The sequence below is a fragment of the Alteromonas sp. ALT199 genome, from assembly GCF_018619335.1.
Classification (GTDB): domain Bacteria; phylum Pseudomonadota; class Gammaproteobacteria; order Enterobacterales; family Alteromonadaceae; genus Alteromonas.
The window spans coordinates 1-15,590 of the sequence record NZ_JAHHDX010000149.1 but is presented as its reverse complement, the minus strand read 5'-3'; the positions used below and the strand labels follow the sequence as shown (position 1 = coordinate 15,590).

General features: G+C 42.6%; 11 protein-coding genes. 2 read left to right on the top strand and 9 right to left on the bottom strand.

Annotation, left to right across the window (positions count from 1 at the left end; all coding sequences use genetic code 11):
- Positions 1-182: 182 nt before the first annotated feature.
- From KL866_RS16320 to KL866_RS16305, 4 genes are all read right to left on the bottom strand, one after another.
- Positions 183-4,643 (bottom strand): FimV/HubP family polar landmark protein, encoded by a 4,461-nt coding sequence (locus KL866_RS16320; RefSeq protein ID WP_214996038.1) that lies wholly within the window; start codon positions 4,641-4,643, stop codon positions 183-185.
- A 575-nt stretch (positions 4,644-5,218) separates the two neighbouring features.
- Positions 5,219-6,235: an aspartate-semialdehyde dehydrogenase gene (locus KL866_RS16315; protein ID WP_025255659.1), complete on the bottom strand. Its 1,017-nt coding sequence runs from the start codon at positions 6,233-6,235 to the stop codon at positions 5,219-5,221.
- A gap of 26 nt (positions 6,236-6,261) precedes the next feature.
- On the bottom strand, positions 6,262-7,470 hold the full coding sequence (locus KL866_RS16310; RefSeq protein WP_214996036.1) for a 4-phosphoerythronate dehydrogenase: 1,209 nt from the start codon (positions 7,468-7,470) through the stop codon (positions 6,262-6,264).
- A gap of 239 nt (positions 7,471-7,709) precedes the next feature.
- Positions 7,710-8,465: a class II aldolase/adducin family protein gene (locus KL866_RS16305; RefSeq protein WP_025255661.1), complete on the bottom strand. Its 756-nt coding sequence runs from the start codon at positions 8,463-8,465 to the stop codon at positions 7,710-7,712.
- 189 nt (positions 8,466-8,654) lie between these two features.
- On the opposite strand from KL866_RS16305, the gene KL866_RS16300 reads away from it, so the two are divergent.
- Positions 8,655-9,344 carry a Crp/Fnr family transcriptional regulator gene (locus KL866_RS16300; RefSeq protein ID WP_025255662.1) on the top strand — a complete coding sequence of 230 codons (690 nt, stop codon included), beginning with the start codon at positions 8,655-8,657 and terminating at the stop codon, positions 9,342-9,344.
- 81 nt (positions 9,345-9,425) lie between these two features.
- Positions 9,426-10,334 carry an alpha/beta fold hydrolase gene (locus KL866_RS16295; RefSeq protein WP_214996034.1) on the top strand — a complete coding sequence of 303 codons (909 nt, stop codon included), beginning with the start codon at positions 9,426-9,428 and terminating at the stop codon, positions 10,332-10,334.
- A gap of 267 nt (positions 10,335-10,601) precedes the next feature.
- On the opposite strand, the gene KL866_RS16290 is transcribed toward KL866_RS16295, so the two are convergent.
- The 5 genes from KL866_RS16290 to KL866_RS16270 all read right to left on the bottom strand — a co-directional run.
- Positions 10,602-11,468, bottom strand: a complete 867-nt coding sequence (locus KL866_RS16290) for a hypothetical protein (RefSeq protein WP_214996032.1) — start codon at positions 11,466-11,468, stop codon at positions 10,602-10,604.
- A gap of 86 nt (positions 11,469-11,554) precedes the next feature.
- Complete coding sequence (locus KL866_RS16285; RefSeq protein ID WP_214996030.1) at positions 11,555-12,355, bottom strand: restriction endonuclease; 801 nt, start codon at positions 12,353-12,355, stop codon at positions 11,555-11,557.
- A 422-nt stretch (positions 12,356-12,777) separates the two neighbouring features.
- Complete coding sequence (locus KL866_RS16280) at positions 12,778-13,530, bottom strand: hypothetical protein (protein WP_214996028.1); 753 nt, start codon at positions 13,528-13,530, stop codon at positions 12,778-12,780.
- Between the two features lie 143 nt (positions 13,531-13,673).
- Complete coding sequence (locus tag KL866_RS16275; protein WP_214996026.1) at positions 13,674-14,240, bottom strand: hypothetical protein; 567 nt, start codon at positions 14,238-14,240, stop codon at positions 13,674-13,676.
- A 405-nt stretch (positions 14,241-14,645) separates the two neighbouring features.
- The coding region (locus KL866_RS16270; RefSeq protein ID WP_214996024.1) for a hypothetical protein at positions 14,646-15,590 on the bottom strand (945 nt) is incomplete at its 5' end.

The following is a 15,590-nucleotide window of genomic DNA, read 5'->3' as shown; positions in this document are numbered from 1 at the left end:
AAGGCGATAAGTGTAGTCATGTCGTTTGCAACATGCAACGCTACTAATACGCAAAACGCACTTAGCCCCTAGAAATAGATTTCACACCAGTTAAAACAAAAGCGGCCTGTATATCTTGTTAAATATACAGGCCGCTATATACGACAATCGTCTGCGCGGTCATACGTACCCGAACAGATTAACTAAGCAATGTTCGCTAAAATCGAAGCTGCTTCCTGCTTTTGCTCTTCACTGCCCTCTTTAATCACTTCTTCAAGTAACTCTTTTGCAGCATCTGCATCGTCCATTTCAATATATGCACGAGCCAAATCCAAGTTAGCGTTTTGCCCAGCATCTTTGTCTATGTCAATAACCGTATCCTCATCAGACACGCCCGTAAAGTCAGATAAGCTAACATCAAGGTCTAGCGACTGGCTATCCGGGTCAATCGCGTCCGCATCATCACCATCATCCATTAATGCTTCTACGTCGAGAAAGTCTTCCGGTGGCGTTTGAGGGTCACTTTCCGCATCAACATCACTGAGCAATGCCGCCAGGTCCAAGTCAGGGTTATCGAGCTTAAGCTCTTCCTCTTGTACTTCATCCGTTTCGGCGTCACTTGAACCTTGTTCATCCTCTTCAATTTCCGTTGGTGTGGCAATGTCTAACTCCACATCATCAGGAATTTCAAGATCGTCTAATGCAAGTTCCGAGTCATCACCTTCTAGTTCGAAAGTATCTTCTTCATCATTTTGTTCTAACCCGGAAGTGTCGCCATCATCTAATGCAAAGGCTTCGTTCTCGTCGTCTAGCTCAAACGAATCTTCGTTTTCATTTAACGTAAGATTATTTTCAACACTCTCTTCCAACTCGAACGTAGCTTCATCGTCTTCCTGCTCAAGTTCGAAAGTATCTTCATCACTCGCTGTCGAGGATGCTTTTGTTCCCTGCACCTTTTCACTGTCGATATTACTGGTGTCGACGATATCGTCTGACTCAAGGCTCTGAAGAAGCTCATCGAATTCCGCACTGTCTAAATCGTCGAGTATTTCGTTATCGTCAACCCCATCGTCGTCACCCGAAGTAGATAGCCAGTCATCAAGACCTGGTACGTCACCAAGTTCATTAAAGCCTTCTTCTTTATTTTCGTTTGAATCGGGTTGGTTTGAATTAGATGTTTCAGGTGAGCTTGTGTCTTCGTTAACATCAGACTCTGATGTTAACTTATCGCTTTCGTCTACACCGTCAACTTCTTGCTCTAATTCAAAGCTGTCAATTTCATTATACGCAGCGTTTAAAAGGCTATCGTCGTATTCGTCAACGCCTTCTTCCGATGGCGTATTTTCCAAAGTTTCTTCTTCGACAGCAGGTTTATTCTGCGCTAAAGGCGTTTCTTGGGGCGAGGACTCTTCCGTATCCATCTGACCGAGTGAAGGAATGTCGTCCATCATTTGTTTTTCAAATGCTTCGATAGCATCATCTAATGGATCGTCTGACGTTTCTTCTGCCTTTGTTTCGACACCTTCACCGACAGTTTCAAGCTCAGACCCGAGCTCTACTTCAGTTTCGAATTCTAATTCTGATTCAGGCTCTGGCTCAGATTCTAATTCTGTTTCTAACTCAGGTTCAACTTCAGCGTCTTCTTCTAATTCGACTTCGGTGCCAAGTTCTGGCTCTAACGCTGACTCTGCGTCAATTTCAGGCGCTACTTCGTCTTCGGCGTGAGCTTCAACCTCAGTTTCGAACTCTAATTCTGATTCAGGCTCTGGCTCAGATTCTAATTCTGCTTCTAACTCAGGTTCAACTTCTGCGTCTTCTTCTAAATCGACTTCAGCGCCAAATTCTGGCTCTAACGCTGACTCTACGTCAGTTTCAGGCGCTACTTCGTCTTCTGCTTGAGTTTCAGCCTCAGTTTCGAATTCTGATTCAGGCTCTGGCTCAGATTCTAATTCTGCTTCTAACTCAGGTTCAACTTCTGCGTCTTCTTCTAATTCGGCTTCAGTGCCAAGTTCGGGCTCTAACGCTGACTCTGCGTCAATTTCACGCGCTACTTCGTCTTCTGCGTGAGCTTCAACTTCAGTTTCGAACTCTAATTCTGATTCAGGCTCTAGCTCAGATTCTAATTCTGCTTCTAACTCAGGTTCAACTTCTGCGTCTTCTTCTAATTCGACTTCAGTGCCAAGTTCTGGCTCAAACTCAGATTCGGCCTCAATTTCTGGCTCAAACGCATCACCTATATCGTTTTCAGGTTCTATCTCAGACTCAAGCTCAGAGAGTAGTTCGTCTGTCAGCTGTTCCACATCGTCACTGGTTTTAGACTCTTCAGCTTCTAGTTCAGCAAGCAACTCGTCAGTTAACGGGTCGCTGAAATCATCTTCATTTTCAGAAGCAATAAAATCATCATTTTCATCACCCGCTTCAGGGCTAACTTCTGGTTCATCTTCCAGCTCTGCTTCAAGCTCGGCAAGCAACTCATCGGTGAATGGGTCGTCAAAATCGCCCTCGTCGTCTGCTTGAGAAGGCAATTCGCTTGATGCACTTTCTTCAAGCTCGTTTAAAACAGATCCGGTATCATCTGCTAAATCTTCTTCTACTGAAGAATCTTTGTCTTCTGAACTACCTTTACTAACTGAAGACTCTTCGGCACGTTCATCTTCCGCTTGCAACTCCGCAATAAGATCGTCAGATAGAGGGTCACTAAAGTCAGTTTCAATTTCGTCAGTGATTATTTCATCTAAATCATCTGTAATAGCATCAAGGCTTTGAATAGACTGCGGTGAAGGCGCAGATGTAGTTATTTCTTCTTCAAGATCATCCTCTTCTTCATCATCTTCCTCACCTAAACCACCCATCATTTCTATCTGCTCTATTTCGTTGAGCAAATCGTCGGTGATTTTATCAATTTCTTTGTTTTGTTGATTAATCTCGTCATCAAGTTTGCCCAGCATATCTTCGTTGATAAGGTCATCGTTACTGTCTAGCTCATCGGTCAGGCCAGCATCAACACCGTGCTCTTCAAGTAAATCATCAATGCTAATTTCGGGCTTATCGTCTTCATCTTCCACGCTCGGTAAAGATGAGGCACTTTCTTTCGCTTCATCGGCGTCGGATAAATCGTCAACCGAGTTGGCAAGCAGTGCGTCGATATCGTCTTCATCAACGTTTGCGGAATCGGCAGTTGCGTTAACCTCAGCAAGGATGTCGTCAGGGTCTATGTCGCCTGATTCATTGAGTTCATCACTTTCAGGTTCTACCGTGTCCTGGCTTTGTACATCATCAAGCAAGTCATCAATATCAAAATCATCGTCATCTGCTGATGCTACTTCTTCATTAGCTGCTGTCTCAGACTCCGACTCTTCTAGGCTATCTTCTTCTGCGACATCTCCATCAAAGATGTCATCATCCCCAGAAAGGTCAAAGCCTTCAAGGTCGTCTGCGTCATTTTCGTTTAGTACTTTGTCCGACAAGTCATCATCGTCAAACAAGCTGTCTAATTCGCTCTGATCAAGCTCATCGTCGCCCGCCTCAAACAAGTCATCGCTGCCATCGTCTGGCACTAACATGTCATCTTCTAGATCGGCAAAGGTTTCTAACTCGTCGTCTAAGCTCTCTTCTAAATCAGAGGTAAGCACATCATCAAGCAAGTCGTCATCATTAAACAAGTCGTCATCTGATAATTCCGCTTTATCATCAAAGTCCGGGGCTAATGCACTGGAAAGGTCATCAATATCGGAATCTGGAACAGGTACTTCATCGTTATCGGCCGTAATAGTAGGGCCAGGTGCAGGCGTCTCTTCTGGCTTGCTGTTGCGTTTCAGCAGCCACATGATTAAGCCACCTACCAACAATAGCGACAGAATTGCCGAGCCAATAATCAAGCTCAGCGGGCTTGTTAGTGCACTTAAAAATGACGACTGTTTCTCTGCTTCACGCTGGGCTTGCTCAGCTTTAATCATATCGAGCAGTTCTTGTTGAAGCGCCACCTGCATATCAAGCTGGCTCTTAACGTCGCCTTCAACTTGGCTACGCAAGGTTTCTAGCTCACCATTTACGGCTTCAACACGCTCGTATAGACGTCTGTTCTCATTCAAAATTGCCTCAACGTTTTCAAGTGAGGCGGCAAATTGCATACGTAATTCATCAAACTGACGGGTTTGTTCCTGGTCTAAGCGGGTAATCTTTTGCTCAATGTCAGTTTGCGTTTGGGTGAGGTCTTGTTGGTTGACTAACGGCGATGCGGGCTTAATGTTTCTTACGCTACTGCCAGGCTTGTTAAGCGTTTCTGCGAATGCCCTATCGTCTTGCTCGGCACGCATTTGTGCTCTTTTTTTGTCGATTCTGGCAATATAACGCTCGGATGGCAGCTTCAAAACTGCGCCATCTACCAATAAGTTTAAGTTGCCATTTTCAAATGCGTTGGGGTTGAGTTCGTAGATAGCAGTCATAACCTGATAAACACTCAGGTTATTGTTCTGGCGATAGCGCTCAGCAATACGCCACAGGGTATCGTTAGCGTCGATAGGCCCGTACTCTAGACCCGAATATTGATCAGTTGCGTCTTTCGGACCTTTTAAGAAGGTAGCGCGTTCTTGTGCATCAACAGTAATTATAGGGCCAGACAAACAAAGTGTGAGTAAAAGTAAGCCCGTCAAATGCAATTTCATAGCAATCCTATATGCCCTCAAGCGTCTTTACCACCCGGTTCATATGGGCGGATTTTTTAGCCAATCACTACAAAAAAATATATTGGCCTTTATTTTTATTCTTAAGCCACCTTGAAACCATTAATCATCAAGCTAGCGTTTTACAGTCTTTATGACCCTGGCAGTAAGATTTGTTTGCGCTTTTTAGAGTTCTTACTCTTCGCCTAAGTGTCTGACTGACTATTGTTTTTAACGTTGTTCTGTTCCTAACCCTACAAACTATAAACCAGTTATTAAGGGTGATCTAGTTAGACAGTAGTATTGGTCTAATCTAATGCTTAAAGTTTTGCTAAATGCCGCTTATTCACCGCATTTAGATCTGTCTACTCGTAGCGTTAAATTGCATTAAACACTTTGCATTGCATTAAACACACCAAATTCGCTACGTTCGATACTTCCTTTACAGTGCAACAGGCACGTTTTTTTTAAACCGCACCAAACACCTCGCTTATTTTGCGTATCGGCAAGCACAGAAAAATGTTTACCTTTTCCTGCGCTTATCCGATTAATCAGAGGCAGAACCTCTGCTGAACCATTTACAGGTAATCGCGAATTAGCGTTTCAGCAATTTGAATGCTGTTTGTCGCCGCACCTTTACGGATATTGTCAGAAACTACCCATAAATTTAAGCCACAAGGGTGAGTAATGTCGTTTCTAATTCTGCCCACGTGCACAATGTCGTTACCGCTAGCGCTGCTAACCTGAGTTGGAAACTGCTCATTGTTGTCGTAAACCGTTACACCTGGTGCATCAGCTAGAAGCTCTTTAACATGCTGCGCATCTATCGGCGAACGAGTTTCTAGGTGAATAGCTTCGGCATGACCGTAAAATACAGGCACGCGAACTGCGGTTGCATTTACTAAAATACTTTGGTCGCCCATGATTTTTTGGGTTTCCCACAGCATTTTCATCTCTTCTTTGGTGTAGTCGTTATCTTGGAAAACGTCGATTTGAGGGATAACGTTAAAGGCAATTTGGCGACTAAACGATTCTGGCTTCACTTCGCGCGCATTTAGCAAACCTGCAGTTTGCTTGGCCAGCTCTTCCATTGCTTCTTTACCTGCACCAGACACTGACTGGTAGGTACACACGTTAATACGGTCAATACCAACCGCTTCTTGGATTGGTTGAAGTGCTACCAACATTTGAATAGTTGAGCAGTTTGGGTTCGCAATTATGTTTCTATTGCGAAACTCTGCCAGTGCATGAGCGTTAACTTCTGGCACTACCAGAGGGATATCAGGCTCGTAACGAAACTCTGAAGTATTGTCGATAACAATACAGCCCTCTTCTGCGGCCAGCGGAGCAAATTTTGCTGAGATACTTCCACCGGCTGAGAAAAAACCTAACTGCACTAATGACCAATCGAAGTCGTCAGCATCTAATACTTCAATCTCCTCGCCTTTAAACGATACAGTACTACCAGCTGAACGTTTACTGGCAAGCGGGTATAAACGGTTTACCGGAAAGCCTCGCTCTTCTAATAGTTCAATCATGGTTTGGCCCACTAAACCAGTGGCGCCAAGTACCGCTACGTCAAACGCTTGCGACATAATGCTTTATGCTCCTAAAAAAATATCTAAACCAGACTAACGGAAAAGCCTAGTTGGGTGAAAGTGTTTTGAATTTGTTTACTGGTGTTCTTTGGCAATTGTAACGCATAGGCGCTGCACTCGCGACGTACTCTGTATTGCTTGCGCAATGCAGAAAACGTATTCGCTACTTCAGATTTCGTATTTTCGTTATCTTTTGACGCTGATGAAAAAGCGTTTCGCGTTATTTCGTCATCAAAAGCGACATCGTACACCTTGTGAAATACCTCAATAAGATCTTCAACCGATAAGCGAGATGCTTCTGGCGATGCTAACTCAACACCTATTGGGTTGGTCTTATCAAGAAAATCGCTAAGCTCTTTGTCCGGGGCCGTGCCCACTACGTCGCAAATTTGCTCGTAAATCATTTGTGTACCGCGCACTTTTCCTTCTACCGAATGACCGGCAATATGTGGCGTAACGAACCAAACGTAGTCAAACAGCGCTGTGTTTATGGCGGGCTCATTATCAAATACATCGAGCACCACCGTTGGTGCCTGTTTTTGTTGAAGCAGGTTAAGTAGCGCTCCTTCATCTATAACCTCGCCGCGACATGCATTGATAAGCAGCTGGTCAGGTGTTAATGCTTCAAGAAAAGTTTTATCGATCATCTGGTAAGTTGGATAATCGCCATCTTTGATAAAAGGCACGTGAAGGGAGATAACGTCGCACTTTGCGATTTGTGCTAAATCTACAAATGACTGCCCGTTATGCAGCGTCTCGCCAGTTCGCGCTAACGCTTGCTGTAGCGGTGGGTCGTACAGGCAGTGTTTAACACCTATTGCCGTTAAAATACGTGACAACGCGCTTCCTACATTGCCGGCCCCCACTATCCCTACTGTCACATTGTACAAGTCGAGCTTTTGAGCTTTTTGTGCATGCAATAAAACACTTAATACATACTCGGCAACTGCAACGGCATTACACCCTGCTGCACTGCTATGTGCAATACCTACTTTGTCCAAGTGTATTTTATCTAGATGATTGGTCCCTGCCGTTGCGGTAGTCACAAACTTAAGCGTGTTGGCGTTCGTTAACAGTTCAGGCGTAACTTTAGTGGTAGAACGCAGCGCAAGAATATCTACATCGCGCAACATTTCTGGTACAAGAGACTGCCAGGCATAGGTTTCAACTTGACCTACGCTGTTAAGGTAATCCGTGCCGAAAGGAATGGTATCTTCAAGAAGTATTTTCATGGCGCTAAGTGTACCTTAAGTTAGGCTTTTAGTAACCTAGCGCCCTTAATTTACTTACTTTTAATTGGCTTTAATTTACGTCATTTAATACAGGTTTGGTTGCAACATTTAAGATAAGGCCGAAATACAAACAATCAGTTTAAAACGATAGCTTTTAAGACAAGAGCGATTAGGCTCGTTCTTTTTGTCTACCTCACCCTTTTAGAGCTTTATGTTAGATAACGTTTAACTTCAAACCATCACTTATCGTATCCAGGGAAGCGACGCTCAACACGACGTTTAATGCCCGGCCACGCCAGTGACCCACCCGCTTGCCTGGTAACTTGCTCGGCTTGGGCACGAATTCCCTCTAGAATTGCCGAGTGAATTGGAATCAACGGCTTACCTGTGGCCTGCGCTTTAAGCTGAATTTCACAGGCGCGCTGCATAATAAACATAAACAAAAAGGCATCTGGAATATTATCAGCGCATGTTAAAAGCCCATGGTTACGCAAAATCATAAATTGGGTATCGCCTAAGTCACGAACCAGACGTGCTTTTTCTTCTGGGTTTAACGCTACGCCTTCGTAGGCATGATAAGAAAGCGACGCTAGCGGAAACAGCGATTGCTGCGAGTATGGCTGCAGGCCGTCCTCTAAAATAGATACCGCTACGCCTTCAGCTGTGTGCAAATGCAACACGCATTTGGCATCATCACGCGCTTCATGAACAGCGCTGTGAATAGTAAAACCGGCAGGGTTAATGTCGTACTCGCTTTCCATCACTTTGTTGCCGTTAAGGTCAACTTTTACCAGGCTGGATGCAGTAACTTCATCAAACATTAAACCGTAAGGGTTAATTAAGAAATGATGGTCAGGCCCCGGTACACGAGCAGAAATGTGAGTAAAAATAAGATCGTCCCACCCATACATAGCAACCGCGCGGTAACACGCGGCAAGGTCAACGCGGGTTTGCCATTCTTCACTGCTTACCTTCGACTTTACTGAATCTGTCATAGCTTTACTCTTTTTATGTCTAAAATCATTTCATTGAAATTTGTCGATTTAGGCTTGTCAGCCCTTTTCTGAAGGCTCTTCATCTCAAGCGCTTCAATGAAACTTCCATTTACTTTCTCTTACCGCCTACATTACGCGCAGTAATTGCTATACACTGTCGGATATACGACATTGTAAGAAATTTGTTAAATGGAAAAATTTAAACCTGTTCTGACTAGCTCTACGTGGTTTAGCGCGATCCCTTCTTATTTACAGGAAGCCATGTTCGAAAAGATGCGCCTAAAACACTTGAAAGCCGGGCAGCAACTGCATGCCAAAGGTGAAGACGGTGTAGGTTTCTACGGGGTATGCGAAGGTCGATTAAGAGTTGTTACGGTAGGTGTAGATGGCCGCGAAATGCTATTTGCGTTACTTGGGCCCGGCACCTGGTTTGGCGAAATATCGATGTTTGACGACCTCCCCCGTACTCACGACAATTTCTGTGAGACAAACTCCACCGTGGCTATTATTCAAAAAAACGCGTTTAAGGCATTACTTGAGCAGTACCCAGAACTGTATCCGCATTTTACTCAACTTTTATGCACCCGAGTGCGCAGTGCGTTTCAGTTTATTGACTCAAGTGCGGGGCTTAGCCTTAAACACCAGCTGGTAAAAAGGCTATTGATGCTTACCACTAGCTATGGTCAGCATTTACCTAAAAACAACGCTATTACACTTACCCTTTCGCAGGAGTCTTTGGCGCAAATGATAAATAGCAGTAGGCAAACGGTTAATCAGCTTTTAGGTGAACTTCAACAAGAAGGCTTGGTTAAACGGCATTACGGGAAAATCACTATTCCCGAGCCAGATACTTTGTTTAGTCGTTACCAGTTTACTTGACCGAAAGAATTAGCTGTATCGCGCAAGAGTTTGTGGAGTATTATTAAAATCGTAGAAACGCAAAGAAAAGGACAGTTCGCATTGAAAATTTTATCTGCCAGCATAGTTTTGATTTTATTGGTTGGTTTTGTTTATCAGTCATATTCAAGCTATGTCGACTCCACCTCTTTTGACAAGCGTGGAGAAATGATAAACGTCGGTGGCTACAGTCTTTATGTCGAGGATTCTGGCACAGGAAAAGTTACCGTTATTTTTGATGCTGGTATGGGTGATGACTCATCAGTCTGGAACAAAGTAGCAGATGAAGTCTCACAGTTTTCTCGGGTCATTACCTATGATAGAGCTGGCCTTGGGTGGAGTGAAAAAAGCCCGCGCGAAAGAGACAGTAAAGTCATTGTCGCTGAACTTCACTCGGTTCTAGAAAAAAAAGATATTACCGGACCAATTATCCTTGTAGGCCATTCATTTGGCGGGGTAAACATGCAACGCTATGCCCTCACCTATCCCGAATATATAGCCGCTTTGGTGTTGGTAGACTCAGCCCATGAAGATCAGATAGATGAGATGCCTCAAACGAATTCTCTTCAAAAATACCTTTTTAAATTTGGAATGTGGGCAGCCCCTGTCGGTATTCCCAGATTGTATCTTTCCAACACTTATCCAGAAGAAAAAGCCAAAAAAAGTACAACCAAGCATCAATATACCAGCTTAGATGAAGCCGAATACTTTCCAATAAGCCTTAGTGAATTAAATGAATTAACGCCTAACTTTGGCAATTTGCCTTTGGTGGTTGTAGCTCGAAATAAAGCGTCTTCTGAAATCGATAAGACAAAAACCAGAGATTTGGTATGGGCGACTTTGCAGGAAAATATTGCCACTCGCTCTACCAATAGCACGATAATTTTTTCAGGTGAACCTCAGCATTCTATTCACAAAAGGCAACCAGAAATAGTTGTTGAAGCAATTCAAAAGTTAGCTGAAAAGCTTTAAGTAATACCAGAATTCCGCTGTGGAATGTCTTGTAGTTATTTTCCGAAAACTTAGTAATGATACAGTAGCCCTCTATTAATATTAGGTTGAGCTTAAGGTTTAACTTAGTTAGATATGGATTTGTACGTGACGCACTGTGTAGAGCAGTGCAACTTCGTTTCCGTCTCTAGGGTCTGCTTAAGACAAGGAGCAGACGGTCAATTCCTGTTCTCTGTGATTGATTTGGACACGCATCGCATCGGCAACACGCTCCGGTGCAGCCGCTAGCTAGGCTTTGGGGATATCACGGAAAGTCTCTTCCCCTTCAAAGCTTTCATCCACTCTGACACGAACCACTTGCCTTACTTGCATATCAATACCTTTAAAAGAGGTAGTAATAGTTTTATCTGTATATATTTCGAAAGCGGGATTAGAACGAAAATATAGCAAAATCGAATTATCCCCATCCTCCACATCAAGGTAAGGTATACCTCTAAGCTTTTCCCAAAATGATGACTCGACATAGCAACGATCTACTGAGAAACCACTCCTACTACCAAGTGAATCAATGGAATACGCCTTAGCGAAGGCTGTGTTCATTTGAAACTGTGATGGGTTATGTAAAAAATTTGTGTTAAGAAGAGCCCTTCCAAAATTACTAGTGTTATGTTCATCGTGCTGCAGCACGGAGTTGCCTGTAAATATTTCTGGCGAATATTGAACCCTTTCCCCTCCAGCAAGAACAGTTCGAAAACCATAACCATGCTTCCGCGTATAATCAACGAGATGCGCATGTAAGAAGAAAATATCGCGAAGGTAAAATATGATCTGCGCTGCATCAGCAAGGTCCGTACGATTTAGGTCTATCGTCCTAGCTATACCATCATTTATCACCAGAACCGTTTCGTATGGAATTGGCTCCACTCCAATCAGGTAAGGGTGTCCAGCCCTCTGATAGATAGCGCTCAGCAGGTTTAACACCCCGCCTTTTTGTAGATTGATTAAATCCCAGTGTCCAAGCTCCAAAGCAGAACCGAAACCGCAGACATCCATCCAACCAGAAATACAAGGTATTGGCTCAAGCTCTCCTTTCTCAGCTTTCCGCGCCCAAATCAAGGACTCTTGGTATTCTTTTTTATCTAGAGGCGTAACCAAAAATACTCCTACTCACTAGTTATTGAACCTTAAGCCTCAAGCACCGACACAACATTGTTGTGCCCGCGGGCTTTGACTCGTTGGCATTATCGATTACGGGCCGTGGCAATAGCTTTAGCCATCATCTCAACAGTGGACATTTCGTTATCATTTTTAAACCGAATATCTGGATTAAAGTCTCCATTTTCGATCATTCTTGCTTCAGCAAGATAAATCTTCTCATCCATATGGTTAAGATTAACATTTAGCCAATTGGACAGTTGTTGGAAATTATGAGCTATAAGATCACCTTGCTTTTCTTGCAGGTAGGTTTCTAGATTAATTGGATACCTTTTGTTCTCTGCTTCAATCAAAGCTTCATGCGCAGTTTTAAGTAATAACTGACCTGAATACCTAATTGGGAACTCCCAAAGCTCTTCTCTCAAATCGTAATCCTTCCTTGTTTTCTTACTGTGTGACCAATATTTAATCTCCAGAATCTCTAATCGTTTTTTAAATGTCTTTATGATGTCTGCTTCAACCAGTTCTTTTGTATCAAGCTTTAGCTCAGCAAAGGTTTTCAATTTTACATTTGTTTTTTCAGCGGCCTCATAAGCGCCTTTCTGGAATCCCGCCTCAGAAATGATAAAGGCTTTATCTGCGCCAATATCATCAGCAATAGTTCTTAAGCCAAGAACCTGAAGCTTATTAACTCTTTTCTTCCACTTCTTAGCCTCAACAATCCAAGTTAGGTCCTCACCCAAAAACTTGCTTTTAACCAACACGTCTATATCATGTGAAGTTCGGACGCCTTGAACGGTAACGTTCGTTTTGGCTGAAGCACCAATTGATTCAAAATAGGCACATATTTCTTCTTGAAATTGATACCAATCGGAACTTACATTCATGTACTAAATCCTCGGCCTGTTTACTACATGACACTAACATTTAAATGATGCAAAACTTAAGAGCCATATAAAGTCAATTGCTATTGACATAGTACAGCTTTACGGCGCCAAGTCATACACTTAGGCGTTCGCAAAACTGGTGAGTCAAAATAAAGCGACTTGATGCATTCAGCGACACTCTGAGCGGCAGTTATATGTACGTAGCCGTCTAATCACTGGCGTCGTCAGGCATCAATAGACAAGGAACGGACGTTCAGGCTTCTGACACTGGATTTCTGCCATTGGTCGGAAGCGGAAGTTTCGATAAAGTCTACAACCTGACTTAAGAACTATTAATCTTGCAAAAGCGGAGATCAATATTTTAGCTCAACCGACGGCAGAGATGGGTCGGCAAGAGCGCCTTTTGGGCCGCCACTTATCATTCAAAACCCAAGCTTTCTTGATGCTTCAACGATGAGGTTATTAATAAATGTCACGGACTCTACTTTCTCGCGCACCCTACCGTTGCTGGTAACGCCAAGTATTTTCTCTGTACCAGAGAGGTTTACTGAGTAGCACATACTTTTTACTGAAAGTACATATTCAGGACTATAACCAAACTGACCAAGCGATATGTAATTAAGTGTATTTTCTAATGTGGCAGTTAGTGAATGTGTGAACTCTCGTGCTGAATCCTGATTTTCTTCTGGCCATATATCATGACTCTCTCTCATTCTATCTATGGCATAGTCATCGACGTTAATCTTAGAGTATGCGATTTTCTCTAGTTCACTGAATGCGATGCTACTTTCAATTAGTGCATCTCGCACATTTTCGCTTTTTATATAATGCTCAGATTTCTTTAGGCGCTCTCTAATCTTAGGGAAGGGCACGCGATCAAACGAAGAGACTGTCTCCAAATCGACATCAATCTTTCTAGCATTAAGACTTAAAAACTCACGACAATTGTTGATAAATTTGGGGACGTCTATGCTAGATGGAATATTTCCATAGTGTTTGAAATTTACCCTTGCATTATTAAGCTCAAAAATCTGGGGCTTAAGATCAATTCCACAGTGATTTTTGTCGAGATTTTCTACTAGGGTGACAAATCCATCTTTCGATTTAACGTTGGCGTTTACGCGCTTGATTATTTCCCAAACAAGCATCTCAGCAGAATCCTGCAATAACGACACTGTTAATCCATGTGAAAAGGGATCAGAAGGAACATAACTCTCTACAGCTCTTTGGTATAGCAGCTTTGAAAGTATTATTGAGTTCATGACAAGATCCTTATTTAAGCCCAACGTTTCTGGTTTATAGCTAACTCTATACGGGCCTAACGTGATGAATCAGGGCGGCCTCTGTGCCGTCTCGTTGGATCCGTTTGTGATATAGACTCTTTGTAATCAGAGCTGTAGATACCCTTTATGACTGGAAACCCTTTTCTAATAATTGCATATCTTACAACTCCACCTATAGAAGGATCCAGTTCTGCAATATGCTGAATAGTGTTGTTTACCCCCTGAAGAATTTTCTTTGTGCAAATATTGTACGGCCCTTCGGAGTAACTCCATGGGTGATTTCTCACAATATCCTTGAGTTGTTGAGCAAAGTGAGTGTCGGCTCGGTGCTGCTCACCCCCAAGAGATATGTATTGAAAGTTGTTCTTTAGCAATAGAGGGGGCTGATTTACACCAGACCCGTGCAATGAAGCAGAAATAAATATTTCGTCTCGTGATATACCCCCAACGATAAGAGCAGCTCGCATAGATGGATGGTTAACATCTACGTCTGAAGCCAATACTCCTAGAAGTTGATTCCATGACAACTTGACTGACGCGTCAGTCTCATATCGTATATGTTCCGGAGATGAGTCGTGGTTAAGCGACGCCTTAAGAGACATTGTTGCTAAATCTGTTGCTTGGACAACACCAAATGGTATGGCATAAACATGATCTGTTAACGAAACAACTTTGTCCGTATTGTCTTCTACGCCTTCACTTGGATTGGGCGATTGTGGGTGTGTTCGCCTACCGTCCGCAACTAAGATGACACCATCCGGAACAATTAGTGCAATTCCGATTGTCAATTTATTCTCCTAACTGTACCTATTTCCACTATTCGCTCGTTGCTGACGCTAATTTTTCTTATTGCCAACTTCCGCTTCACGTATGTAGCCGTCTAATCACTGGCGTCGTCAGGCATCAATAGACAAGGAGCGGATCTTCAGCTTTTACACTTTAAACTTCCGAGTTGTGCCAATTGCAGACATTAAAGTTTGTCTTAACAACATGTACTTTCATGAGAACTAAAGGTTTTTAATCAGCTTTAAAAGCTGTTCTTCTGAAAGTGCCTCCCCAGGCTCACTTCCAACTTTTTTCTCAATCTCTTTGCCCTCTGAGCCACAATCATCCATCTTAACATTAAGTTGTGAATCAAATGGTCTTGAAGTCTCGTATTCAAACCGTACATTTTTCATTTGAGAAGTATTCATACCAGCAATAGCTTGAAGTGTTGGTATTTTTTCTTTACCCATTGAGAATGACATAGCAAGTTCTATTAAATGAGCAAGCTCTCTAACAGAGTTGAACAATTGTTCTGATGTTTTAAATGCATTGAATAATGGTTGCGGTGTATCTAGACAAAAGGACTCAGGTACAGTGACATAATCCCAATCAGCATTTCTAAATAGCACTCCCATATCTTTGGTTAGCGGCCCTAAAACAAATAAAATACTCAATGCATCCGAACATAAGTTCTTTGAAGTCCCGTTATTGATTTTGCAAAGCACTTTGTATAAAACGATTGAGTTTAGTTTTATCTCTCTTACGACAGCAGAGCTTACATTAGAAGCGAACTCCATATGATGGCCAAACAACTTGTCATGAAGTAACTTACTATCCTCTAACACGATAAATTTAGATTCAAATCCACTAACATACTTATTAAACTCTTCTAAATGTTTGTAATAATTTGCAAAATCATTTTGGGCTTGCGACTCTTGAATTTGTCTCAAGGTCAATTCTGAACGATGATTGGCAGTAACAAGTGCGACAGTTGGAAAAATTAGCGCTAATATTCCGAGAGGAACTTTATAAAATTCAATTAAGTTATTTATGCCAGAATATCCTGACTCATATTCCAAATCCGATGTTAGAAATATGTATAGAGCCGTAAAAATTGAAATGAGAAAAGGTATACCAATAGAAAGTTGGAATGAATAAAGTTTAAAGAGGCTTTTGTTATCCATAAC

Excerpts from the sequence above, each read along its gene's own strand:
- KL866_RS16320 (WP_214996038.1), bottom strand. The coding sequence starts at position 4,643 with ATGAAATTGCATTTGACGGGCTTACTTTTACTCACACTTTGTTTGTCT.
- KL866_RS16315 (WP_025255659.1), bottom strand. The coding sequence starts at position 6,235 with ATGTCGCAAGCGTTTGACGTAGCGGTACTTGGCGCCACTGGTTTAGTG.
- KL866_RS16310 (WP_214996036.1), bottom strand. The coding sequence starts at position 7,470 with ATGAAAATACTTCTTGAAGATACCATTCCTTTCGGCACGGATTACCTT.
- KL866_RS16305 (WP_025255661.1), bottom strand. The coding sequence starts at position 8,465 with ATGACAGATTCAGTAAAGTCGAAGGTAAGCAGTGAAGAATGGCAAACC.
- KL866_RS16300 (WP_025255662.1), top strand. The coding sequence starts at position 8,655 with ATGGAAAAATTTAAACCTGTTCTGACTAGCTCTACGTGGTTTAGCGCG.
- KL866_RS16285 (WP_214996030.1), bottom strand. The coding sequence starts at position 12,355 with ATGAATGTAAGTTCCGATTGGTATCAATTTCAAGAAGAAATATGTGCC.
- KL866_RS16275 (WP_214996026.1), bottom strand. The coding sequence starts at position 14,240 with ATGTCTCTTAAGGCGTCGCTTAACCACGACTCATCTCCGGAACATATA.